Raw genomic sequence first — 25,280 nt, 5'->3', positions numbered from 1 at the left:
AAATTAACTTGGTTTTAGCAAGACTTCCTTTAAAATAATCATTTAATTATTCGTAAATTTGCAGCACATTTACTGAAAATTCAATAACAAAAAATCAAAAATCATGGGAAAAGGCTTTTTTAATGTGCCAATTGCGGTTAACGAACCTGTAAAATCTTATGCTCCTGGGTCGCCAGAACGCGATGCTGTTTTAAAGACTTACAAAGCTATGTTTAATAGCAAAATTGATGTGCCTTTATATATAAATGGTAAAGACGTGTCTACTGGAAACACCAGAACCATGTCTCCACCACATGATCATCAACATATTGTAGGAACATATCATATTGCAGAACAAAAACATATTGATGATGCTATTTCAACTGCTTTAAAAGCTAGAAAAACATGGTCTCAAATGCCATGGGAACAACGTGCTGGTATCTTTTTAAAAGCAGCTGAATTAATTGCTGGTCCTTACCGTGCTAAAATAAACGCTGCAACTATGATTGCTCAATCTAAAACCATTCATCAAGCTGAAATTGATGCCGCTTGCGAGTTTATAGATTTCTTGCGTTTTAATGTCCAGTTTATGACTGACATTTATATGGAACAACCAGAAAGCACCAGTGATGCTTGGAATAGAATAGAATATCGCCCGTTAGAAGGATTCACTTATGCCGTTACACCATTTAACTTTACAGCTATTGCTGGAAACTTACCAGCATGTATGGCTTTAATGGGTAATGTTGTAGTTTGGAAACCTAGTGATAGTCAAGTGTATTCTGCTAAAGTTATTATGGATGTGTTTGAAGAAGCGGGTGTGCCTGCAGGTGTTATAAATGTGGTGTTTGGAGATCCTGTTATGATTACCAATACGGTAATGGCTAGCCCAGATTTTTCAGGATTACACTTTACAGGTTCTACATACATTTTTAAAGAACTTTGGAAACAAATAGGAAACAACATTCATAACTATAAAACCTACCCAAGAATAGTTGGAGAAACAGGCGGAAAAGATTTTATTGTCGCTCATAAATCGGCGGATGCAAAACAAGTAGCAACATCTATTGTTCGTGGTGCATTTGAGTTTCAAGGACAAAAATGTAGTGCAGCCTCAAGAGCTTATATTCCAAAAAGTCTTTGGGCAGATGTAAAAAAATATGTTATTGAAGATGTAAACTCATTTAAAATGGGCTCTCCAGAAGATATGAGTAACTTTATTACTGCGGTAATCCATGAAGGGTCGTTTGATAAATTAGCTAAATATATTGATGGCGCAAAGGCTGATAATGATGCAGACATCATCGTTGGTGGAAATTACGATAAAAGCAAAGGGTATTTTATTGAACCTACTGTTATAGTTGCTAAAGATCCAAAATACACTACTATGTGTACTGAGCTTTTTGGGCCAGTAATTACCATTTATGTTTATGAAGATAATGCTTACGAGGAAACTTTAAAACTAGTTGATGAAACTAGTGAATATGCATTAACAGGGGCTATTTTATCTAAAGACAGATATGCAGTTACACAAGCTACTGAAGCGTTACAAAACGCAGCTGGGAACTTTTATATAAATGATAAACCAACAGGAGCTGTTGTAGGACAACAACCATTTGGAGGCGCAAGAGCCTCTGGAACAAATGATAAAGCAGGTAGTGCTCAAAACTTATTACGTTGGGTATCTCCTAGAATGATAAAAGAAACGTTTGTTACACCTGTAGATTATAGATATCCTTTTTTAGGTAATGAATAACTAACTTTTGAAAATTAGGAATCTTATAATTGAGAAACTATAAATTTACTAAAGAGACTATCTTAATATTGATAGTCTCTTTTTTTTTTAAAATATTGTATACTTAGATTTAATATGATTAAGGCGTTTTAATAAAACATTGATACAACCCATTATCTAATATTGTTTTTATATTGATTATCTATTTCAAAACTATTAATGATAAAAAAAACAGCAATTAAGTAAATTAATCTATATTGCAATTTTTAAAACAAAAAACCCCTCTTTAATTTACCCAAATCAAAATGAATTACTTAAGCAAAGTAAAAGATTTTTTTAGAAGAAACAGTTGGATAACTGTGAATTTAACTCTTAAAAAATCATATAATATTTTAAAGAACTTAACTGGCTATTTATTAAAAAAATCAAGGTTAAATTCTTGGCCAATAATTTTAAAAATAGACATCTCTCCTTTGTGTAACTTAAATTGTACAGTATGTGTGCATGCTAAACCTAATGGAAATGAGAAATTAGACAATCAAGTATTCAATAGAAAGCAACTTATGTCAGTGAGTCAATACCAACAAATTATAAATCAAGCAAAAGGAAAAGTTAGCGCAGTTTCTCTTTACTATTTGGGAGACCCAATAATTCACCCTGATTTAGTAGAAATGTGTTTACTCACAAAAAAAGCAAAAATTAATGTCCATATTTCAACTAATTTTAGTTTTTCATTAAGTGATGAAAAAATACAAAATTTAGTTACTAGTGGAATTACTCATTTTACTGTTTGTGTAGATGGAATCTCCCAAGATAAGTATGAATTAACTAGAGTTGGGGGCAAAGTAGATCGAGTAATGGATAACCTAACAAGGTTATGCAAATACAGAGATGAATATAAGGTAAATGATCTCTCAATTGAAGTACAGTATATAAAATTTCGTCATAATATTGACGAGTTTAGTAAAGCTAAAATTTTATTTAAGAAAATAGGTGTTGATCAAATAACTTCATTTTGGGGTAGTTTAGGAAATTACACAGATACAGATCCTAAACAAAATGAATCAAATATCCCAAGGAGTAAGGGATTAGTGCCGAGGTGTATGTGGCCTTACGTTTATATGCTAATTAAATACAATGGAGATGTAATACCTTGCTGTAATTTTCGCCTTGGTCAGCAATATACAAAACAAAAATCTGTGATTCTTGGAAATGTTTTTGAATCTAGCGTTGAAAATATATGGAAATCAAAAAAGTATGCAGAGTTGAGAAAACTAGTATCCAACCCGAATAAAATAAAATCCAATGAAGAAATGAAAAAATCTTTCTGTTATGGTTGCCCATCATTGTTTAAAAATTCTATACCTGAAAAATATATCAATGGAAAAGATCATAATTTCGAAGATATTTACACTTTAAATAAAAAAGGTAAACCGCATCGAAAAGCAGAAGGTGTATTTTAAGCCCCCTGTTGAAACGTATAGTCTAAATAACTAAAGTTTTTATTTAAATGAAAATTGTCCACTCTTATAAAAAAATAGCCAACTTAAGCATATATTAAATATCTATGATGATTTTTATTTGTATTTTTTGCCGAAAAACAACCGTTTGCAAGCGCAAGAGCCTCTGGAACAAATGATAAAACAGGTAGTGCTCAAAACTTATTACGTTGGGTATCTCCTAGAATGATAAAAGAAACATTTGTTACGCCTACAGATTATAGATATCCTTTTTTAGGAGAATAGATATTCTTGTACAAGAAAAATTAGAAAGAGGCTTCCTTTAGGGAGCCTCTTTTTTATTTCTAGGAAAATATTAGTTCTTGACTTTGTAAAAATTTTCAACTACCTTCGTTTAACGTCGGATATAAGTCATTAAAACGACGCATATCCGTAAAAACATTAGCAAACATTACCCAACTGAATGCAAAAAGTTGAAAAATTTTCACCAGAAATTAATAAAGTATACTTTATAGAAAGTCATACTCTTATTCATATTCTTTCAGGAAAAGGAAGCATTCAGGTTGATTTTAAGAACTATTTTGATTGGCAGGAAAAAGCAATCTTTCTAGAAAAAGGACAATACATTAAATTCTTGTCAGATGACTTTACAGTTAGACGAATAGAATTTTCAAATGAAAGCAAATTTTATGATAATGATGTAAGAGTATTATTCAAACACCTAATTTCTTTAGGTTATATTGACTTATTAGAATGTGAGGAATGTAAATCGTTCCTATCTGAAACAGCCTTAACTAATAATTCTGCTGATATAATTGATGTATCTTCTAAACAATGGTTTTGGCAAAATCCCTTCAAAGCTAATAAAGAAGAATACCAAGTAATTTTTGATGCTAAAGACATAATTGACAAAGAATATTCAAATAAATTAACAAGTATTGATTTAGTCAATTTAATTAACGACAGAGGATATAATGCTCAAGCTCTAATTAAAAATAAAATTGGTTTATCTGTCAAAAACTTAATGACATCAAAAAGGCTACAAGAAAGCCTTAAAGAAGTAGCGTTCACTAATAAAAACATTCAAGAAATTTCTTATGATTTAGGATATAAAGATGACGCTTATTTCAATAGAGTTTTTAAAAAATCAATTGGACAAACGCCAAAACAGTTTAGACAAAATTTCGATTTTGAAAATAGAGATTTATTCTCACAAGATATTTTAGAACTTCTAAAAAAATATCACACGCAAGAAAGGTCTCTTGAGTTTTACGCTAATGAAATGAACCTCTCTATAAAAGCATTGTCTAATAAAGTTCGAGCTAAAATGAACACTTCTTTAGGTCAATTAATACGATTAGAATTAATCAACTCTGCTAAATTAATGATACTCGAAGGACAATCCGTTGTCTCAATTTCTAGACAACTAGGATTTGAAGAACCAAATCATTTTTCGAGATTCTTTAAACATTATTCTAAAGTTACACCTTCCGAATTCAAATTAAAAAAGTACAATTCTTAGTCTTTTTTTTGTAGCAAGTATACTTTAATCTCATCTCATCTTTGCAGTGTAATTTTAAAACACAAAAGGATGAATATTAAAGAACAAGTACAAAAAATGGATGCGATAGTTTCACAAGGAGCAATCGTTGATGCCGTAAAAGAATTCTTTGCAGACAATGCTAATACTTCAGATTACGGAAATGGAGGAACCACAGGTAAAACAGAAATGATTGCAAAAATGGAAGGTTTTGCTGGTGCAATTGCAAAAGTAAATGGCATTACACATCATCATTCTATTGTAGATGGAAATGTATCAGCATCAGAATTCACATTCGATTTCGATATGAAGGATGGAAGTAAAATTTACTGGCACGAAATCATTCGTAGAATTTGGAATAATGAAGGAAAAGTAATTCAAGAAGAATACTTCAACGCAGAATAATTAGAATAAATAACAACTTAAAATATAAGAAAATGAAAAATTTAATTAAAACAACAATTTTAGGATTAGCTCTAATAATGAGTTCAGTAGTATTTGCTCAAGATAAAATGGCGAATAACATTGATAATAGTAATATAGCATTACAAGGTTACAGTCCTGTTTCATACTTAGATTTGGGATTAGCTCAAAAAGGAAACAAAACACATAAATCTGAACATAACAAAGTAGTATACTATTTCACATCAGCAGAACAAAAAACTACGTTTGACAAAAATCCTGGGAAATACCTTCCTCAATATGGCGGATTTTGTGCGTTTGGTTGTTATGCAGGAGCAAAATTTAGAGTTGACCCAAATAAATTTATTGTAGAAGATGGAAAATACTATCTGTATTTAAACAATGTGGAACTTGATGCAAAACAATTATGGTTGGCAGAAAATAATCATAGCAAATTAAAAGGTGTAGCAGATAAGAATTGGAAAAACTTAAGTAAAACTCATAATTAAAAAATAGAGTTATGAAATTTGTAACCAAGAGAATTCACGCATTTTTAGATTATCCAGTTGCTATTGCGTTAATAGTGCTTCCTTTTCTACTTGGATTAGGAGATTCAAGTCCTTTAGCCTTACAACTTTCGGTGGCAACAGGAATTGCAGCTTTTATTTTAACATTGCTAACAGACCATCATTTGGGAGTTCTTAAAGTAATTTCTTATAAAATGCATCTAGTAGTAGACTTTATAGTCGCAATTGTATTTATTATTGCACCTTTTGCTTTTTCGTTCGAAGGAATAGATGCCTATTATTATTGGATTAATGGGATTGCAGTTTTAACTGTAGTTAGTTTACATAAATCTGAGATAGTTGTTTAAAATCAATTAAAATAACGTTTGCTAACAACGTGTATAAGTAATAGCGATTTGAGTAATAATTCAAATCGCTATTACTTTTTATTTTGTAAATTACTTTCCGAAAAAGTAGTGATTATTAATTCGCTACTACTCATACACAAACACGTTAAACGAATCTCCAAAAAAAAGTTAAGAACACTCAATCAATTCCTTTTTCCGCGTTAAGGATTGTAGTGGAAAGCCCACAGCGGTCCCGACCCCGATAGCTATCGGGGTTAAGGGAAAGCGAGGACTTGTAACGGAAAGCCTGACCCCTTTTCGGGGTAACGCCCAAATAAAAATAGATTAAATTTGAAAAACATGTCCCCTTTTCTAATTTGGAAAACGTCTTAACTATATAAACCAAAAAACATATATAATTATGAAAGATTTTATGATGATTTTCACTGGAGCTGATTACACTGATTTAGGCTTATCTCCTGAAGAGTTACAAACCAGAATGGGCAAGTGGTTTGCTTGGGGTAACAAAATGCAGGAACAAGGCATACTTAAAGGTGGCGAAGCTTTAACACCACAAATTAGAAGAGTTGTTGGAAAAAATAGAACAATAACTGATTTAACATCAGCCGAGGTTAAAGAAATTGTTGGTGGTTATTATACCGTTTCAGCAAAAGATTTTGATGAAGTTGTAAAAATAGCTGAAGATTATCCAGATTACGACTTGGATGGTTCTGTTGAAATACGTGAAATTATGGTATTTGACCGCTAATGGAAAACCAATTAATAGACCATCTTTTCCGCCACCATAGCGGAAAGATGGTTTCTGTTTTAACTCGTATTTTCGGGCTTAAACATCTCGATATTATTGAAGATGCGGTACAAGACACTTTTATTAAAGCTAGTATTAGTTGGCGAAATAATCTGCCCGAAAACCCAGAAGCGTGGTTAACTAAAGCTGCAAAAAACAGAGTTGTAGATATTTTTAGAACGCTAAAAACTGCACAGAAAAACCTACCAAACATAAATCAAGGTACGGACACTATTGCTATAAACGAACTCTTTTTAGATTCTGAAATTGAAGATGCGCAACTTAGAATGATTTTTACAGCTTGCCATCCTCAACTAGATTCTAGAGACCGAATATCTTTTGCTTTAAAAACCATATCTGGTTTTAGTATTAAAGAAATTGCATCTGCTCTATTAACCAAAGAAGAAACGATAAAGAAAAGATTATCGCGTTCTAGAAAAGCCATTAAAGATTCGGATATTAAATTTAAAATCCCTCAAGGTGAAGCACTTAAACCTAGATTAGAAACGGTTATGGAGGTTTTATATCTTGTTTTTAATGAAGGATTCCATTCCAACAAAAAAGAGAAGCTTATAAGAAAAGAATTGTGTGGAGAAGCCATACGATTAACCCAAATGCTTTTAAAAAATAAGCTAACTAGAACTCCTGACGCTTATGCATTATGTGCATTAATGTGTTTTCATGCTTCTAGATTGGAAAGTAAAACAAATGCTGAAAATGAACTTTTAGATTTAAAACATCAGGATAGAAACTTATGGTATTTTCCGTTAATTAAACTTGGAAATACCATGATGAATAAAGCTGTTGAAACTCCTGAATTTTCTTGTTACCATTACGAAGCGGCTATTGCCGCAGAGCATTTAAAAGCCAGAACTTTTGAAGCCACAAATTGGAAAAAAATTCTGCATTGGTACCAGTGCCTAAATACTTTACAACCTATGCCTACCCACTTACTTACAATGTCAGTTGTTTGTATGCAAACAAAAGATTTTAAGTTAGCAAAACGTTATCTGGATGAGCTTAAACCCGAAGATTTTCAGCAACGTGCTTATTTGTTTTATGGTGCTAAAGCAGAATTTTACGCTGAAACAAATGACTATTTAAAAGCTTCAGAGTATTTTGATTTAGCACTAGATAACGTTACAAATGCTCTTGAAAAAAAATATTTGGAAAGGAAAAGAAATAGTATAATAAGGAATTAGTTACTTATTTTTTATTAGTCTTTTAATTAAATTTATTCTGCACAAAATTTTATTTTTTTATAAAATTTGAATTATCTTCACTTAGATTTCTTCATACAGATAAAACGGCATATTATTTGATGATTAAATTTTGCTGATGAAAAAACTATTATTCCTTATAATCGTAATTATACCTTTGCTTTCTTTTGGGCAAATAAAAAAGGTATATAGGAAAGCGCTTAGAACTACCGATTTAAATGAAAAGATAAAGCTTTTAAATCAGGTAATTTCTGAAGAACCAAAAAATCTAGATGCCTATTTCTATAGAGCTATTGCCAAAAGTGATTTAGGAGATTACCACGGTGCTATTGTTGACTACTCTAAAATTATAGTTGAAGAACCTGATGCTGACACTTACTTTAATAGAGGAAATTCTAGATACAGCATAAAGAACTTTTCAGGAGCTAAAGAAGATTACTCTAAAGCATATACACTTGATGAAAATTTTATTGATGCCCTTTACAGTTTAGCTTGTGTTAAACTTGACTTAGAGGAATATGAAAGTGCCATAAAAGATTTTAATGGAGTAATTAAAAAAATTCCGCATAAGTCTCACACCTACATATTAAGAGCATCTGCTTACAAAGCTATTGAACAATTTACAAATGCAGCAAGTGATTATTCTACGGCTATTTTAATTGAACCTAGTGCTTTTAATTACTATAATCGTGGTGCTTTTTTAATGGACATTAAATATTACAAAGAAGCTCATGCAGATTTAACAAAATCTATACGATTAAATAGAAATAATGCTTTTGCATATTTTTATAGAGGCGCAGCAAATTTATTTAATGGACACTATGATGATGCTATTTCTGATTTTACTAACGCCATAAAATTTGATGCTATGGATTTTGATGCCTACTTAGGTTTAGCAATAGCTTATCAAAAAAACAATCAGTTAGGTAAAGCAAAAGGGAATTTTGACAGAGCAAACTCTATTATTATACCAAATAAAAAAATATCAACAATTGAGCAGTATAATAATACCTATTGGTTTCAAAATCAATATTTTTATTTTAATAATGCTATAAATGCATTAATAAAGATAGATTAATTAACCTCTATACTTCATAGGAAGATGCACCACTTTTTTAGTTTCGTAAAAGTCTTCTTCAAAATAATCGGTTAAGTTATATATAGTAGTGGTTCTGTAGTCTTTAAGTTCTTCTGATAAATCACCACCTTTTAAATATAGAATACCATTTTTAAGTTCGTGATTTTGCAGTTTAGCAATTTTACCTTTTACCCAATGCACAAAGGTTGGCATTGCAGCAACTGCTCTACTTATTATAAAATCGTAAGTATCATCAATAGCTTCTACTCTACTATGTGTTGTTTTTACATTAGTTAAGCCCAAACCAGCAACAACCTCATCAACTACTTTTAGTTTTTTTGCAATACTATCCACCAAATGAAAAGAACACTCAGGAAATAAGATAGCCAATGGAATTCCAGGAAAACCTCCACCAGTACCAACATCAAGTAGTTTAGTGCCATCCTTAAAATTGATAACTTTAGCAATACCTAAAGAATGTAATACATGACGCATGTATAATTCATCAATATCTTTCCGAGAAACTACATTAATCTTCAAATTCCAATCTTGATATAAAGATTCAAGTTGTTTGAATTTCTCTATTTGGTCTTCCGTAAGGTTAGGAAAATACTTTAGAAGTAGTTGCATTTGTGTTAAATTTTCAACAAAAGTATACTTTTTAAGTACATTTTTTTACAAAAAAACGTTATTACTTCAATTGGTTTATACCTATCTTTGCCGCTGGTATGAGAAACAATTTTTTATTTTTATCATATTAAAAATTTTAACATGACTAAACAAGCACTTTCATTTTCAAGAAAAGATCCTGCAAAGTTTTTTAAAACACTAAATAAGCGTGTAAACGATTATTTTAAAGAGAACGATATTAAACGTACAGGAAACTGGAAATTATACACAAAAGCAATAGTGATGTTCTCTTTACTTATTGTTCCTGTTGTTTTAATTTTAACTATTGATAGTTTACCTGCTTGGGCACAAATACTAGGTATGGTAATAGTTGGAATTGGTATGGCTGGTGTTGGTATGAACGTAATGCACGATGCTAACCATGGTTCTTTTTCTAGTAAAAAATGGGTTAACAAATTAATGGGAAGCAGCATTTATATTTTAGCTGGAAATGACTATAACTGGAAAGTACAACATAACGTTTTACACCATACTTATACTAATATTCAAGGGCATGATGAAGATATTGATGCTGGTAGAATCATTAGGTTCTCTAAACATGCAAAATGGTTTAGGTTCCATAAATACCAAAGGTATTATGCGTTCTTCTTGTATGGTTTATTAACTGCAAATTGGGCAATAACAACAGATTTTGTTCAAACTTATAAATACCTAAAAAGAAAGTTAGCTTACGGTAAATTACCTCACCCGGCTACACAATGGACTAAACTTATTATTGGTAAAATTGTATACTATTCATTATGGGTGGTTTTACCATTGTCTTTAGGTTTTGCATGGTGGGAAGTTTTAATAGGATTTATTGTAATGCATTATACTGCTGGAATAATTCTTAGTGTTATATTTCAATTAGCACACGTTATGCCTAATACTGAGATGCCTTTACCAGATAATGAAGGAAACATGAAAAACACTTGGGCTATACATCAACTATTAACTACATCTAATTTTTCACCAAAAAGTTGGCTAGTAGGATTTTACACTGGTGGCTTAAATAGACAAGTAGAGCATCATTTGTTTTCAAATATTAGTCATATCCATTATAGTAAAATAGCTAAAATAGTTAAGGAAACTGCTCAAGAATTTAGCTTACCATATAATGAATACAATACATTTTGGCAAGCTGTTGCCGAACACTACAACCAATTAAAAATGCTAGGTAAAAACCCTAGTTTAGCCTAAAATTTCACATACTGATCAAACAAAAAAATTAAAATGCAATTATTATCAGATAGAATTTTAAACATGTCTACATCTGCCACTTTAGCTATGGCAGCAAAAGCAAGAGAACTTAGAGGAGAAGGAAAAGATATTATTGGGTTGAGCCTAGGCGAACCTGATTTTAACACACCCGATTTTGTTAGAGAAGCTGCTATTCAAGCGGTGAACGATGGCTATAACTCTTATACACCAGTAGATGGATATGGCGAGTTAAAAGATGCTATTATAACAAAATTTAAACGCGACAATAATTTAACGTATACACCTACACAAATAGTAGTTTCAACTGGTGCTAAACAATGTTTAGCTAATGTTGCTGGTGTGATGCTAAATAAAGGCGATGAAGTTCTTTTACCTTGCCCTTATTGGGTAAGTTATTCAGATATTGTAAAACTATATGATGGTGTTCCTGTTGAAGTTAAAACATCTATAGATACCGATTTTAAAATGACTGCTGAACAGTTGGAGGCTGCTATTACACCAAAAACAAAAATGATGTGGTTTAGCTCGCCTTGTAACCCAAGTGGCTCTGTATACAGTAAAGAGGAGCTAAAAGCTCTTGTTGATGTTTTAGTTAAATATCCAAATATTTATGTGGTTTCAGATGAAATTTACGAGCACATAAACTACGGACAAGGGCATGCTAGTATTGCTGGATTTGAAGAAATGTATGACAGAACCATCACTGTAAATGGTGTATCCAAAGCTTTTGCGATGACTGGATGGCGTATAGGGTTTATTGGCGCTCCTGAAAAAATTGCAAGAGCTTGTAATAAAATGCAAGGGCAAATGACGAGTGGCGCTAACTGTATTGCGCAACGTGCAGTAATAACCGCATTAAACGAGCCACCATCAAGAGTGCAATACATGATTGATGAATTTAAGGTACGTAGAGATTTAATATTAGGTTTAGTAAACGATATTGAAGGGTTTAAAGCTAACACACCAGATGGTGCTTTTTATATTTTCCCTGATGTAACACATTTCTTTGGAAAAACATTACGTGGCAAAACTATAAATAATGCTACTGATTTTTCTTTGTATTTACTAGAAGAGGCTTTAGTTGCTACCGTTACTGGTGATGCTTTTGGAAACCCTAACTGTATTAGAATTTCTTATGCTGCTTCGCAAGAACAAATTATTGAAGCTTTAAAACGTATTAAAGAAGTTGTGAGTTAATTTACTTTTAAACTTTATTGATAAATTGAAGCCACTAATTAAATTAGTGGCTTTTTTATTTAAAAATAATAAAGAAAAATAGACAATAAGATTAGCATAATAAAACTAACTACCATTACCTGCTTTATAAGAATACGCCTATGCTCTTCTTTTAATTTATCGCTAAGCTTTTTTAATTCGTAGTCTGAAATATATGATTTTTTAAAAATAATTTTTTTACTTTTTCCAGCTGATAATGTGTTTTTCAATCGACTTCGTTTAGACAATAAATTTCTATTACTTTTTATTGAGGATATAGCCGATTGTACAACACCAAAGCTCATGATTTTATATTTTGAATAATCTTAAGGATTAAAAGTTAAACTTAATAATATGTAGAATATTTAGAGGAAATGTTACAGTTATTTGTAAGGTTTTCTTTTTCTAAACCCAATGATTAAACCTGTTAATCCTGTTACTAGCACTGTTAAGAAAATAACCAAAATACTTTTAGTGTTGGCAAAGAAATTTGAAATAACTATAATAGTAAACAATAGAAGACCTAGAATTTGCCAAACAACATCGTTTTCTAGTCTTGGTTTTAAATCTGATATTGGTTTTTGATTTATGAGTACTTTAAGCGTATTCCAATCCCATGCAATTAGCATAATATTCGCTAATAACATTAAACCCGTTATAACTGGTGTAAAAGCAAAATAATATGATATTGTTATTGCAAATACATTGGCTATAATTGGAAGGTTTACAATAGCTCCAAGTTTTGCATAACGTTGTGTCATTAGTAAAACTCCAGAAATAAGTTGTGCTATTCCTAAAAACTTCCAGTATAACCCAGATTGGTATAAGGTTTCGAATAAATGCCATGAACTGTCTATGGGATTTGAAGCACCACTTTCGGCAGTAAATCTACCGCCTCTAATTTTTACTATGCTAGCAAAAACGAAGGCACTACCAATTATATATCTGGTATAGATTATAAAAATTTGAAGCCAAATTTTCTGCTTTAAACGTTGAAGCATGTATTCTATTTTGGATTAATTAAAAATTAAAAGCATTGTTACTAAAAACAATGATAGTTTTAAAGTAGTTTCTGCAACACAACTTGTTGCATAACTTTTGCTTTTAACACGTTGCTTAATCCCGAAAATTGAATTACTTTTTTTATTCTTATAACTTTTCTCAACAATACTTTTATATTGAGAATTTAAAAATCCTGAAGGCTTATTTATATAATCTTCTTGTTGCTTAGGAAAACGTCCTAAATTTCTGTTTGTTAATACTAATTCCATGATTTATAGTTTTTGATTGATATATTATATCGACGAAGAACTTACAGAATTGTTACATTAACCTATTGAAAACCAATAAAATTAGCAGATAAGCCCGCGTTAGCGATTGCAACGGAAAGCCCACAGTGATCCCGATAGCAATCGGGAGAACGAGGACTTGTAGTGTAAAGCGCGACCCTTGTGGTAACGCCCAAAAATTTAAAGGTATAATTACCTGTTTCGCCAGAAAAATGGTGTGAATAAAATGAGTACTGTAAACAATTCTAAACGCCCAATGAGCATTAAAAATGATGCCCACCATTTACCAATTGCAGGGAGTGGTGCATAGTTGTTTACGGGACCAAAATCTCCCAATGCTGGCCCTACATTACCTAATGTTGAGGCTGCTAAACCTATGGCGGATTTAAACTCGATACCCATCATGGAAAACCCAAGGGAACCGATGATAAAAGATAACATATATAGTATAAAAAAGCCTAGTATATTAAATACAATATCTCCAGAAATGGCTCTTTTGTTGTAACGCACTGGTAAAATAGCACTTGGGTGCAGTGTGCGTTTAAACTCTAGAAAACCGTTTTTTATGAGGATTAAATGTCGCACAACTTTTACTCCTCCCGAGGTACTTCCTGCTGAGCCTCCTAAAAACATAAGTCCAAAAAAGAAGACCACTAAAAAGGATGTCCACATAGTGAAATCTGCGGTTACAAAACCAGTGGTTGTAATAATAGCAAGCACTTGAAATAAAGCGTGCCTAAAGGCACTTTCTCCTTCTCCCCAAACCATTGGATGGTTTACTGTTGATGTAGAAACATCAGCTCTGAAATAAATAATAAGAGCAGCTATAATGGTAAAAATGGCTATGAATTTGAAGTATAGTTTAAACTCCTCGTCACGAATTATTTTTTGCACTTTACCTTTGAAAGCAAAATAACTAAGTACAAAGTTTGTACCTGCCAAAAACATAAAAAGAATAATAATATATTGTATAATTGGTTGCCCGTTCCAATGCGCTATACTTGCGTTTTTAGTTGAAAAACCTCCTGTAGAAAGTGTACACAAAGCATGGTTTATGGCATCAAAAAACGACATTCCTGCTACACTTAATAATAGTGTTTCTGCTGCTGTATAACCAAAATAAATTAGCCATAATCTTTTTGCTGTATCTGTAATTCTTGGATGTAATTTATCGGCACTTGGTCCTGGAGCTTCTGCCGCAAAAAGCTGCATCCCTCCTATGCCTAATAATGGCAATATGGCTATAGCTAAAACGATAATACCCATACCACCTATCCAATGCGTTAAACTCCTCCAAAACAATACGCCTTTTGGCACAGCTTCAATATCATTTAAAATAGATGCGCCAGTTGTTGTATAACCAGACATGGTTTCGAAAAAGGCATTTGTAAAACTGGGAATACTTTCAGTAAATACATAAGGTAAGGTCCCCGATAAAGACATAATAATCCAGCCAAAACTAACTACTATGTATCCTTCTCGCTTATTCATTTCTTTGTTATGATTTTTTGTAAAAACCATAGCAATAATTCCAATAATTAAAGTTGTAATACCTGCAAGAAATATTTGAAGTGTTACGCCATCTTTATAGATTAAGCTAATAAGTGATGAAAGCAACATAAACCCACCATTAAACAATAGTAGTAATCCTAAAAAATGAAAAATGATTTTATAATTTAATTTCATTTTAACGGAAAAGTTTTTCTACACCCTTTATAGATTGTAATAAACTACAAACTACTACTCTATCTCCTTCTTGAATTTTAAAATCTCCCAAAGCTATAACGCCTTTTCCGTTTCTTACTACACCGCCTATAATGGCAGATCGGGGAAAATCTATATTTTTAATATACTTATTACATATAGATGATGTGGGTTTAACTTCAAACTCTAACAACTCTGCATTCATATTGCTAAGCTTAGTCATAGCAACCACTTCTCCTTTTCGAATGTATCTGAATATATTATTCGCGGCTAGTAATTTTTTATTAATGAGTGTCTCTATACCAACGGAATGAGACAACTCAAAATAGTCCATATTCTCAACCAATGCTACCGATTTTTTAACACCTTTAGATTTAGCTACTAAACAAGACATAATGTTGGTTTCTGAATTAGCACCTACTGCAATAAACGCATCCATATCGCTAATATTTTCTTCCTCAAGGATATCAACATTTCTACCATCACTTTGAATTACTAAAACATTTGGTAAATCGTCTGCTATATCAAAAGCGCGTTCTTTATTAGCCTCAAGAAGTTTTACATTAAACCCTTTTTCACTTAAATCTCTTGCTGTTTTGTATCCAATTTCGCTTCCACCAAGAATCATAACGCTTTTAATTTCGCTATTGGATTTACCTGTAAGCCTACAAAGTTCTTCTCCTCCTCCTTCAGAGGTTATAAAAACCACTGTATCTCCTCTTTTAAACTTAGTATCCCCTCTAGGAATAATAGTATACTGTGTTCCAAAACGCTGAATAGCTATCGGTACAAAGTGTATTTCTGGGAATATTTTTGCTGCCTCCTTAACTGTTTTACCAACAAAAGATGCTGAGCTAGAAAGTGTTAAACCAACCATGGTTAAGGCACCTCCTTCAAACTCATAAGTATCATTGAATGATGATTGTTTTAAAGATAATTCAATCTCTGAAGCTGCTAAAGATTCTGGAGAAATTAACTCATCAATACCAAATTTAGTAAATCCAACTTCATCCTTATGATTTATAAACTCTGTATTGGTAATTCTAGCAATAGTCTTTTTAGCTCCAAGTTGTTTTGCTAAAACACAAACGGTAATATTGGTAGTTTCGCTTGCTGTAACCGCTATAAATAATTCACAATTATCAACATGACCTTCTTTCAAAATAGCTATAGAAGTGGCATCACCTCTAATAACTTTTATGTCTAAATGTGTATCTGCGTATGCTAAACTTTCCTTGTCTGTATCAATTAAAGTAATCTCTTGAGATTCGTAAGACAACAATTTTGCTAAATGAAATCCTACTTCACCAGCACCAGCAATAATAATTTTCATCTGTTTATTTTCATCTTTTTTTAAAAGTAAGATGTAACCAGTAAGAGAAAAAAATGATTCTCTTTAATAAATTATGATAGTCTTTAATCATAACGGTTTCATTTTTCTTTAATCATAAAAAGTAAAACAAATATACTACAAAATAGATATCCCGTCACGGAATCAATTCAATATAATTATTTAGAATCCTATTATGTAATGCTTTTCTAAAAGTTTATCTTTGCACAAAATTTTTAAGATTTGTCGAAAGTAAAGCCATACAAAAACAGTGATTTAGGTAAAAAAGAGCAGGTAACAAAAATGTTTGATAATATTTCTGGTGATTATGATGGTTTAAACCGCGTGATTTCATTTGGAATTGATATCAAATGGCGAAAAAAAGTAGTTAAATTAGTTAAAGAGGCAAATCCTGATACTATTCTAGATATTGCTACTGGAACTGGAGATTTAGCCATTAATCTTGCCGAAACTAATGCCTCAAAAATTGTTGGTTTAGATATTAGCACTGGTATGCTTGAGATTGGGAAAGAAAAGATCAAAAAAAAATCTCTGGACTCTAAAATTGAAATGGTTTTAGGTGATTCTGAAAATATGCCTTTTGAAGACAATGCTTTTGATGCAATTACAGTAGCCTTTGGTGTTAGAAATTTTGAAACGCTTGAAAATGGATTAAAAGAAATTTACAGAGTACTTAAACCAAATGGTACTTTTGTGATTTTAGAAACTTCTATGCCTACTAAAACACCATACAAACAAGGTTATAATTTTTACACAAAAAACATCCTACCTCTTATTGGCAAAGCATTTTCTAAAGATAGAAGCGCTTATAAGTATTTATGCGAATCTGCATCTGTTTTTCCTTTTGGAGAGGCTCTAAACAATATTTTACGTAATATTGGGTTTATAAATGTTGAAGATTTTCCACAAACTTTAGGTGTGGCAACAATTTATAAATCATCTAAGTAATTATATGAAATACGTTTTTGCATTATTATCATTTCTATTCATCATTGAAACTTCTAGTGCTCAACTCTTTAAAAAAGAGAAAGTAACCTATGATGCAAATCAAGGTCGTGGCTCTACAGATAATAATTTATTACGTTGGGGTTACTTTTTAGGAATCAATAGTTATGACTTTAACTTTGACTATAATCAAGATCTACGTGATATTTATGTAAAAAAGAGTCCTGGATTTAGTGTTGGTTTAATTGGCAACTTAAGAGTTAATAGTTTTATTGATTTACGTTTAGAACCAGGTTTATTAATAACTACCAGAGAGTTATATTATAGTCAAGAATGGTTTCAAGGTGTTCCTGACACCAAAGCTTCAGATTTTATTAGAGAGGTAAAATCTACTTATATACATATTCCTTTGTTGATAAAAGTATCTACAAAGCGTATCAATAATTTCAAACCATTTATTATTGGTGGTTTCTCTACAGCTTTGAATTTATCAAGTAACGAGGACAACCCTGAAGATAACAGCAATGGTGAGTTTAGAACCACTAGAAACTCTCTTTTTTATGAGATTGGTTTTGGTATAGACTTTTACCTTTATAATTTTAAATTTACACCTTCTATTCGTGGTCTTTTTGGAATTAATGATGAGTTAGTTAGAGATAATGACCCAAACAGCCCATGGACTTCAAATATTGCTGGAATGCAAACCAGAGGCGTTTTTATAAACTTTACTTTTCAGTAAAATCAGTTTTTACTAAAAATCATCTTTTAAATTCACTTAACAAAATCGCAGTAGCTGAAGCCACATTCAGACTTTCTGTTGCCTGCAAATCACCAAATCTTGGTATCGCTATTTTTTCAGTAATTACAGCTTCTACGTCTTTAGAAATACCATTAGCTTCATTACCCATAACTAAAACACTTTGTTTAGGCATTGTTTTATTATAGACATTTTTACCTTCCATAAAAGCTCCAAAAACAGGTGTTTTACTTTCTTCCAAAAAGAGCATTAAGTCTACATAAGTTATATTTACTCTTGTGATGGACCCCATAGTAGCTTGAATCACTTTTGGATTATAACAATCAACCGTTTTTTTACTACAAACTAATTCTTTAACACCAAACCAATCACATAATCTAATAATTGTACCCAGATTACCTGGATCTCTAACATCATCCAAAGCAACAATTAATCCAGAAGTATCAATAGATTTTTTATTTGGAATTTTAAAAATCGCTAAAGCTGTATTTGGTGTTACTAAAAAACTTATTCGTTTTAAATCCGAATTAGAAATTACAACTTCATTTTTGGCATCAATATTGAATGTTTCTGTCGTATATAATTTATAAAGCTCTAAATCTGATTGTAAAAGCTCTTTAATAGTTTTTACACCTTCAACAACAAAAAAACCATGTTGTTGTCTATATTTTTTTTGCTTTAAGCTCGTTATTAATTTTATTTGACTTTTAGAAAGCATTTATATTTTTTAGGTTTAAATAATGTATTTTTGAATCGTTCAACAACATTGTTAATTACAAACTTACAAATACTGTTCTCTTTTAAAGTCTAAAACACAAATTAACTCTAATTTCATTTGCAAAAACAACTCTTAAAAATATCAATTTTAGTATTGCTAACAGGATATTTACATTCTTGTGATGCAGTAAAAAGAGTTGCTAAAGAGGAACACTTACTTACCAAAACTTCAGTTATTGTTAATGGTAAAAAAGACAATACTGAAACTATAAACAACTTACTATACCAAAAACCAAATAGAAAAATAGCTAATATTCCTTTACGTTTACATATTTATAATATGGCTAGACCTCATAGAGATTCATTATTTGAATCTTGGTTAGACAAAAAAGCCAATAGAAGAGAACGTTTAAGACGGCGATATTCAAAAAAACAAGTTGATAAATTAAAACAATCTGTTCTAGGTTTTAACAACTGGCTAAAAAAAACTGGTGAAGCACCTGTTATTGTTAGTGAAGATAAAACAAAACGCTCTTTAAGACGTCTTAAAGATTATTATATTAATAATGGTTGGTTTGACGTTAAAATCGACTATGATATTGAAAGAAAAGATAATAAAAGAGCTGAAATTAAATACAATGTAGAAACCAAACAAGCCTTTTTAATTGATTCTATTTCTAAAATTATAAAATCACCAATTGTAGATTCATTATATCAAAACATCAAAAAGAATGCTTTTATAAAAAGCGGACAACAGTATAGATCTTCTAATTTTGAGCAAGAACGAGATAGAATTTCTTCAGATTTAAGAAACTCCGGGATTTATCATTTTAATCAAGATTATATAACTTTTGAAATGGATACCATTGGTACCAATAAAAAAGTAAATGTTGGTTTAAAAATTCAAGATAGAGCGATAAGAACTCCAGATTCTATTCGTCGTGAACCTTTTGAAATTTACAGAATTAGTGATGTAAATATTATTACAGATTACACTTTTGAGAACAGAAACAAACCGTTTAAAGATTCTATTTCATATGGCGGTTACAAGTTATACAGCTATGGTGATATGCTTTATAGACCAAAAGCTTTAACAGATGCAGTTTTTATTAATCCCGGACAAGTTTATAAAGATATAGACAGAACACGTACTTACAGGTATATCAACGAACTTAAAACATTTAAGTATCCAAATATAGAATATGTTGAAAATGACGACAATACGCTAAGTGATACTATTAGACTTACACCTTTAAAAAAGTTTAGCCTAGGTTTTAGTGCTGATGTATCTCAAAGTAACATTCAAACTGTTGGATTTTCATTAAACCCAAGTTTGAAAATAAGAAATGTTTTTAGAGGCGCTGAAACTCTTGAAATATCTGGTATTGCTTCAATTGGAGCATCAAAAGATGGAAAAGAAGATGATGATCCATTCTTTGATATTAATGAGTTTGGAGCTGATTTAAAATTAACAATTCCGAGGTTATTTTCTCCATTCTATACCGAAAACATCATCCCAAAATATATGTCTCCAAGTACTCGTATTGGTTTAGCATTAACAAGTCAAACTAATATTGGGTTAGACAAGCAAACTTTTAGTGGAAACTTTAGTTATAATTGGTTTCCGAGCAGTAAGGTTACAAATAGGTTAGACCTGTTTAATGTTCAATACGTTAGAAACTTAAATACTGATAACTATTTTAGAGTTTACAATAATTCTTTCAACTCATTAAACCAAATTGCCAAAGATGTTAATTTTACAACTGATGATTTAACAAGGCCCGAGGGTGCCAATGATTTTATAAATTATGCTTTAGCTACACCAACACCTAATGAGATTTCGTCTACGCAACGTCAAACAATTAATAATATTGACGAACGTAAAAATAGATTAACTGAAAACAACCTTATTCTGTCTTCAAGTTTCAGTTATACCAAAGACCAACGAACTAATTTATTTGATAATGATTTTTCCATATTTCGTTTTAAACTTGAATTAGCAGGAAACTTATTAGCAAGTACCTCAAAACTTTTAGGACTAAAAAAAGACAGTGATGGACGTTATGAACTACTTAATGTGGCTTATTCTCAATATGTGAAAACTGAATTTGATTATATAAAGCATTGGGATTTAGGCAAGAAAAATGTGTTAGCCACCCGAGCATTTTTTGGTATTGCTATTCCTTATGGAAACTCAAACAGTATTCCTTTTGCAAAAAGTTTCTTTGGAGGAGGACCAAACGATAACCGCGCTTGGACTGCTTATAATTTAGGCCCAGGAAGCTCTGAAACAACAAACGAATTTAATGAAGCAAACCTAAAAATAGCATTTAGTGCAGAACAACGCTTTAATATTTTTGGTGATTTAAACGGAGTTCTTTTTCTTGACGCTGGTAACATTTGGAATGTATTAGATAATGTTGAAGATGATAGAGCAACTTTTTCAAGTCTAAATTCATTAAAAGATATAGCTGTAGGATCAGGTTTTGGTTTACGCTATGATTTTAGTTTTTTCATCTTTAGATTCGATATTGGTTTTAAAACTTACGATCCTTCTTATAGAGATGAAAACAGATGGTTTAATGATTATAACTTTGCTAATGCAGTATATAACATAGGTATTAACTACCCTTTTTAATCCTATTTTACACAAGCTACACTATAACGTTTTAGTGTACATTTAGTATTTTCAAGACCAAAAACAACTTACAAGTATTTAAAAAATCATTACTTTTGTACTCACTAATTTCTAATCATATTTAATTAAAAAAAATGGGACACAATATAAAACCAGGAGTAGCTACAGGTAAGGAAGTTCAAGCTATATTCAACCATGCAAAAGCTAACAATTATGCTTTACCAGCAGTTAATGTTATCGGTTCAGATACTATAAACGGGGTTTTAGAAACTGCAAGAGATTTAAATGCTCCAGTAATAATTCAATTCTCAAACGGAGGTGCACAATTTAATGCAGGTAAAGGATTAAGTAATGATGGTCAAAAAGCTGCAATTGCTGGTGCCGTTGCTGGCGCAAAACATGTGCATACTTTATCTGAGGCTTATGGTGTTCCTGTAATTTTACATACAGACCACTGTGCTAAAAAACTATTACCTTGGATTGATGGTTTATTAGATGCTAGTGAAGTTCATTATAAAGAAACTGGAAAATCATTATTCAGTTCTCATATGATTGACCTATCTGAAGAACCAATTGAAGAAAATATCGAAATCTGTAAGCAATATCTAGAAAGAATGTCTAAAATGGGCATGACTTTAGAAATTGAGCTAGGTATAACAGGTGGTGAAGAAGATGGTGTTGATAACAGTGATGTTGATGTTTCTAAATTATATACACAACCTGAAGAAGTTGCATATGCTTATGAAGAATTAAGTAAAGTTAGTCCACAGTTTACTATTGCTGCTGCTTTTGGAAACGTTCACGGTGTTTACAAACCAGGAAACGTTAAACTAACTCCAAAAATCTTAAAAAATTCTCAAGAATATATCACAAAAAAATATGGTGTAGAACACAACCATATTGATTTTGTATTCCACGGTGGATCTGGTTCTACAGTAGAAGAAATTCGAGAAGGTATTAGCTACGGTGTAATTAAAATGAATATTGATACCGATTTACAATATGCTTTTATGAGTGGTATTAGAGATTATATGGGTGCTAAATCAGAGTATTTAAAATCTCAAATTGGTAATCCTGATGGAGATGACGCACCAAACAAAAAGTACTACGACCCAAGAGTTTGGTTACGAGAAGGAGAAAAAACCTTTGTAACACGTTTAAAAAAGGCGTTCGAAGACTTAAACAACGTAAACACCTTATAATTTTAAGGTAAATTTACTACAATCATAAAAAAAAGGTTCTGTAAATCAACAGGACCTTTTTTGTTTATTTATCTAAAAAACAAGCGATTACAATTACCTAAGTAAATAAAATCATTTGGGCGTTACCACAAAATTAAAAAAAGGTTTAATTTTGTCGTCAGGCTTTCCGCTGTATCTTTTTGCTAAAACAAAAAGGTTAAGACTATTAAGTAATAGTCGAACGGCTGCAATCCTTAACGCAATTAGCGTTAATACAATAAACACATAGATTTAACCCTCGCCTTTATAAATTAAAGGAAACTAAAATCTTTAAGCATTATGTCTTGGTTTAAAAGAAAAACAAAAGGAATAACAACAACTACGGAAGAGAAAAAAGACACACCTAAAGGGTTGTGGTATAAATCTCCAACCGGTAAAATTGTTGATACCGAAGAGTTAGAGAAAAATTTTTACGTAAGTCCTGAAGACGGCTACCATGTAAGGATTGGAAGTAAAGAATATTTTGAAATTCTTTTTGACGACAATAAATTCAAAGAGTTGGATGCAAGTTTAGAATCTAAAGATCCACTTAAGTTTGAGGATACTAAAAAATACCCTGAACGCTTAAAAGCAGCTCAATCAAAAACAAAGTTAAAGGACGCAGTAAGAACAGCTGTTGGAAAATCTAAAGGCAAAAATTTAGTAGTTGCATGTATGGATTTCTCATTTATTGGTGGTTCTATGGGAAGTGTTGTTGGAGAAAAAATTGCTAGAGCTGCAGATTATGCTTTAAAAAACAAATTACCTTTAATGGTTATTTCAAAATCTGGTGGAGCACGTATGATGGAGGCAGCATTATCTTTAATGCAATTAGCCAAAACATCAGTAAAATTAGCACAATTAGCAGATGCAGGCTTACCATATATTTCTTTATGTACAGATCCTACAACTGGAGGTACTACAGCTTCTTTTGCTATGTTAGGTGATATTAATATTAGCGAACCTGGAGCATTAATAGGCTTTGCGGGCCCAAGAATTGTTAGAGATACAACAGGAAAAGAATTACCTGAAGGTTTTCAAACTTCAGAGTTTTTATTAGAACATGGTTTCTTAGATTTTATAACCTTACGTAAAGATTTAAAAAACAAAGTCAATCAATATTTAGATTTAATATTAAATCAGCCTTTAAGAGCTTAATATTTAAGGTAAAATTTAAAAAAAACCGTATTAGTTTTAAAACTAATACGGTTTTTTTAGGCGCATTTTAAGTAAATAGAAAACTCACTACCAACTCCAACTTCACTATTAACAATTACTTTACCACCTAAAGATTCAATATGATTTCTTGTTATAAAGAGTCCAACACCAATAGCATCTTCATTTGAATGGAAGGTATTATACATCTGGAAAAGCTTATCACCATATTTCTCCATATCAATTCCCAATCCGTTATCTCCAACTTTAAAAATAACATAATCATCTTGAACCGATGCTGTTAATCTAATTTTTGGTAATCTTTTTTCAGATCGATACTTTATTGCATTTGTTAAAAAATTTAAAATAATACTATCTAAATATGCAGGAATCCCTTTAACACACAAATCCTCATCTATATAATTTACAATTGTCGTACCTGTATTTTTAGCAATAGCTGTAATATTATATATTGCTTTTTCAACATAATCATATAAATTTAATACCTCAATTTGATTTTGATCTACCTCTTTAATTTTAGCAATTTCGGTTAAATGAGATACAGTTTCTTCCAAATTTCCAACAGCTTTCTTTAATAAATCAAAATTTTCATTTTCAATCAATAAATTAAAATCCTCCTCTAAAAAATCTGTAAGTGTAGATAAATTTCCTGAATGGGAGCGTAAATTATGAGTTACGATATTTGCAAAAGAAGTCAACCTATCATTTTGTTCTCTCACTACTTTGAGCATCATTTTAAGCTTATCTTGATTTCTTTTTCGACCTGTTACATTTGAGAATTGCCAAATCATATTACTTGGGGTTCCATCTTTATTATTAATTAATGAAACAGAAATTAAAACCCAGATAATAGAACCATCTTTATGAAAATAACGTTGCTGAACGCGATATCTGTCTATTTTTCCTTGCATTAATTTATCATATTTTTTTTCATGAACCCCAAAATCTTCTCTGTAGATAATGTTTTCTATATTCATGTTAAAAAGCTCATGCCTTGTATATCCAAATAATTCGCAAATACTATCATTTACTTTTATCCAATCACCATCTAAAGTTAGAATAGCAATGCCATTGTAAGTATTATTAAAAATTTTTTCCAAGGAGTCATAGGTATCCGGGAAGTTACCTTGTGGGTATGATGTTTTCATGGGGCATAAATTAAAAGTTAGTAGTTTTAATAATATTTTAGAGTAGCTCTAAAGAAAATTTCAAATTATAAAATACTGATTACCCGTAATTTAGGAATAAAAGTTACAAAAAAAATAGCAGAACACCAAAAATGTACTATATTTGCCGCTCGAAA

At 31.2% G+C, this 25,280-nt stretch carries 23 protein-coding genes; 16 read left to right on the top strand and 7 right to left on the bottom strand.

Annotation, left to right across the window (positions count from 1 at the left end; translation table 11 throughout):
• Positions 1–103: 103 nt before the first annotated feature.
• The 9 genes from pruA to DIS18_RS13380 all read left to right on the top strand — a co-directional run bounded on the left by pruA (position 104) and on the right by DIS18_RS13380 (position 9,075).
• On the top strand, positions 104–1,735 hold the full coding sequence (gene pruA, locus DIS18_RS13420) for an L-glutamate gamma-semialdehyde dehydrogenase (RefSeq protein ID WP_109353598.1): 1,632 nt from the start codon (positions 104–106) through the stop codon (positions 1,733–1,735).
• Positions 1,736–2,019: 284 nt separating this feature from the next.
• Positions 2,020–3,177 carry a radical SAM/SPASM domain-containing protein gene (locus DIS18_RS13415; protein WP_109353597.1) on the top strand — a complete coding sequence of 386 codons (1,158 nt, stop codon included), beginning with the start codon at positions 2,020–2,022 and terminating at the stop codon, positions 3,175–3,177.
• A gap of 460 nt (positions 3,178–3,637) precedes the next feature.
• Positions 3,638–4,696 (top strand): helix-turn-helix domain-containing protein, encoded by a 1,059-nt coding sequence (locus DIS18_RS13410; protein ID WP_109353596.1) that lies wholly within the window; start codon positions 3,638–3,640, stop codon positions 4,694–4,696.
• Positions 4,697–4,765: 69 nt separating this feature from the next.
• On the top strand, positions 4,766–5,119 hold the full coding sequence (locus tag DIS18_RS13405; protein ID WP_109353595.1) for a hypothetical protein: 354 nt from the start codon (positions 4,766–4,768) through the stop codon (positions 5,117–5,119).
• A 32-nt stretch (positions 5,120–5,151) separates the two neighbouring features.
• Positions 5,152–5,625 (top strand): YHS domain-containing (seleno)protein, encoded by a 474-nt coding sequence (locus DIS18_RS13400; protein WP_109353594.1) that lies wholly within the window; start codon positions 5,152–5,154, stop codon positions 5,623–5,625.
• Positions 5,626–5,636: 11 nt separating this feature from the next.
• Positions 5,637–5,990 (top strand): SPW repeat domain-containing protein, encoded by a 354-nt coding sequence (locus DIS18_RS13395; RefSeq protein ID WP_109353593.1) that lies wholly within the window; start codon positions 5,637–5,639, stop codon positions 5,988–5,990.
• Between the two features lie 400 nt (positions 5,991–6,390).
• The gene (locus DIS18_RS13390) at positions 6,391–6,738 is read left to right on the top strand and encodes a YciI family protein (protein WP_109353592.1); all 348 of its coding nucleotides are present in this window, start codon (positions 6,391–6,393) and stop codon (positions 6,736–6,738) included.
• Positions 6,738–7,979: an RNA polymerase sigma factor gene (locus tag DIS18_RS13385; protein WP_109353591.1), complete on the top strand. Its 1,242-nt coding sequence runs from the start codon at positions 6,738–6,740 to the stop codon at positions 7,977–7,979. Before DIS18_RS13390 ends, DIS18_RS13385 begins: the two co-directional genes overlap by 1 nt.
• Before the next feature lie 136 nt (positions 7,980–8,115).
• A complete protein-coding gene (locus DIS18_RS13380; RefSeq protein WP_109353590.1) occupies positions 8,116–9,075 on the top strand; it encodes a tetratricopeptide repeat protein in 960 nt (319 codons plus the stop codon).
• On the opposite strand, the gene rsmG is transcribed toward DIS18_RS13380, so the two are convergent.
• Positions 9,076–9,705 (bottom strand): 16S rRNA (guanine(527)-N(7))-methyltransferase RsmG, encoded by a 630-nt coding sequence (gene rsmG, locus DIS18_RS13375; protein ID WP_109353589.1) that lies wholly within the window; start codon positions 9,703–9,705, stop codon positions 9,076–9,078. It abuts the gene before it with no gap.
• Between the two features lie 141 nt (positions 9,706–9,846).
• Here rsmG and DIS18_RS13370 point away from each other — a divergent pair, with 141 nt between their 5' ends.
• A complete protein-coding gene (locus DIS18_RS13370) occupies positions 9,847–10,944 on the top strand; it encodes a fatty acid desaturase family protein (RefSeq protein ID WP_109353588.1) in 1,098 nt (365 codons plus the stop codon).
• A 33-nt stretch (positions 10,945–10,977) separates the two neighbouring features.
• Positions 10,978–12,162: a pyridoxal phosphate-dependent aminotransferase gene (locus DIS18_RS13365; protein ID WP_109353587.1), complete on the top strand. Its 1,185-nt coding sequence runs from the start codon at positions 10,978–10,980 to the stop codon at positions 12,160–12,162.
• 401 nt (positions 12,163–12,563) lie between these two features.
• On the opposite strand, the gene DIS18_RS13355 is transcribed toward DIS18_RS13365, so the two are convergent.
• The 4 genes from DIS18_RS13355 to trkA form a co-directional block, all read right to left on the bottom strand.
• Entirely contained in the window at positions 12,564–13,181 is a 618-nt protein-coding gene (locus DIS18_RS13355; protein ID WP_109353585.1) for a hypothetical protein, read from the bottom strand.
• 15 nt (positions 13,182–13,196) lie between these two features.
• Positions 13,197–13,451: a hypothetical protein gene (locus tag DIS18_RS13350; protein ID WP_109353584.1), complete on the bottom strand. Its 255-nt coding sequence runs from the start codon at positions 13,449–13,451 to the stop codon at positions 13,197–13,199.
• A 210-nt stretch (positions 13,452–13,661) separates the two neighbouring features.
• A complete protein-coding gene (locus tag DIS18_RS13345) occupies positions 13,662–15,155 on the bottom strand; it encodes a TrkH family potassium uptake protein (protein WP_109353583.1) in 1,494 nt (497 codons plus the stop codon).
• A gap of 1 nt (position 15,156) precedes the next feature.
• Positions 15,157–16,506 carry a Trk system potassium transporter TrkA gene (gene trkA / locus DIS18_RS13340; RefSeq protein WP_109353582.1) on the bottom strand — a complete coding sequence of 450 codons (1,350 nt, stop codon included), beginning with the start codon at positions 16,504–16,506 and terminating at the stop codon, positions 15,157–15,159.
• Positions 16,507–16,746: 240 nt separating this feature from the next.
• On the opposite strand from trkA, the gene ubiE reads away from it, so the two are divergent.
• Both ubiE and porT read left to right on the top strand, forming a co-directional pair.
• Entirely contained in the window at positions 16,747–17,472 is a 726-nt protein-coding gene (ubiE, locus tag DIS18_RS13335; protein ID WP_109353581.1) for a bifunctional demethylmenaquinone methyltransferase/2-methoxy-6-polyprenyl-1,4-benzoquinol methylase UbiE, read from the top strand.
• Positions 17,473–17,476: 4 nt separating this feature from the next.
• A complete protein-coding gene (porT, locus tag DIS18_RS13330) occupies positions 17,477–18,208 on the top strand; it encodes a type IX secretion/gliding motility protein PorT/SprT (RefSeq protein WP_109353580.1) in 732 nt (243 codons plus the stop codon).
• A 19-nt stretch (positions 18,209–18,227) separates the two neighbouring features.
• Here porT and DIS18_RS13325 read toward each other — a convergent pair whose 3' ends face one another.
• Positions 18,228–18,944, bottom strand: coding sequence for a TrmH family RNA methyltransferase (locus DIS18_RS13325; RefSeq protein ID WP_109353579.1), 717 nt, complete (start codon positions 18,942–18,944; stop codon positions 18,228–18,230).
• A 117-nt stretch (positions 18,945–19,061) separates the two neighbouring features.
• Here DIS18_RS13325 and tamL point away from each other — a divergent pair, with 117 nt between their 5' ends.
• The 3 genes from tamL (at position 19,062) to accD (ending at position 23,959) form a co-directional block, all read left to right on the top strand.
• Complete coding sequence (gene tamL / locus DIS18_RS13320; protein ID WP_109353578.1) at positions 19,062–21,581, top strand: translocation and assembly module lipoprotein TamL; 2,520 nt, start codon at positions 19,062–19,064, stop codon at positions 21,579–21,581.
• Between the two features lie 134 nt (positions 21,582–21,715).
• Positions 21,716–22,783, top strand: coding sequence for a class II fructose-bisphosphate aldolase (gene fbaA, locus DIS18_RS13315; protein ID WP_109353577.1), 1,068 nt, complete (start codon positions 21,716–21,718; stop codon positions 22,781–22,783).
• A 318-nt stretch (positions 22,784–23,101) separates the two neighbouring features.
• Positions 23,102–23,959: an acetyl-CoA carboxylase, carboxyltransferase subunit beta gene (accD, locus tag DIS18_RS13310; RefSeq protein WP_109353576.1), complete on the top strand. Its 858-nt coding sequence runs from the start codon at positions 23,102–23,104 to the stop codon at positions 23,957–23,959.
• A 56-nt stretch (positions 23,960–24,015) separates the two neighbouring features.
• Here the strand turns inward: accD and DIS18_RS13305 are convergent, their stop codons facing one another.
• Complete coding sequence (locus DIS18_RS13305; RefSeq protein ID WP_109353575.1) at positions 24,016–25,125, bottom strand: sensor histidine kinase; 1,110 nt, start codon at positions 25,123–25,125, stop codon at positions 24,016–24,018.
• Positions 25,126–25,280: the final 155 nt, after the last annotated feature.

The organism is Algibacter marinivivus (assembly GCF_003143755.1).
GTDB classification, from domain to species: Bacteria; Bacteroidota; Bacteroidia; order Flavobacteriales; family Flavobacteriaceae; genus Algibacter_B; species Algibacter_B marinivivus.
The sequence above is the reverse complement of the archived record's forward strand: the minus strand, read 5'-3'. Positions and strand labels throughout refer to the sequence as shown.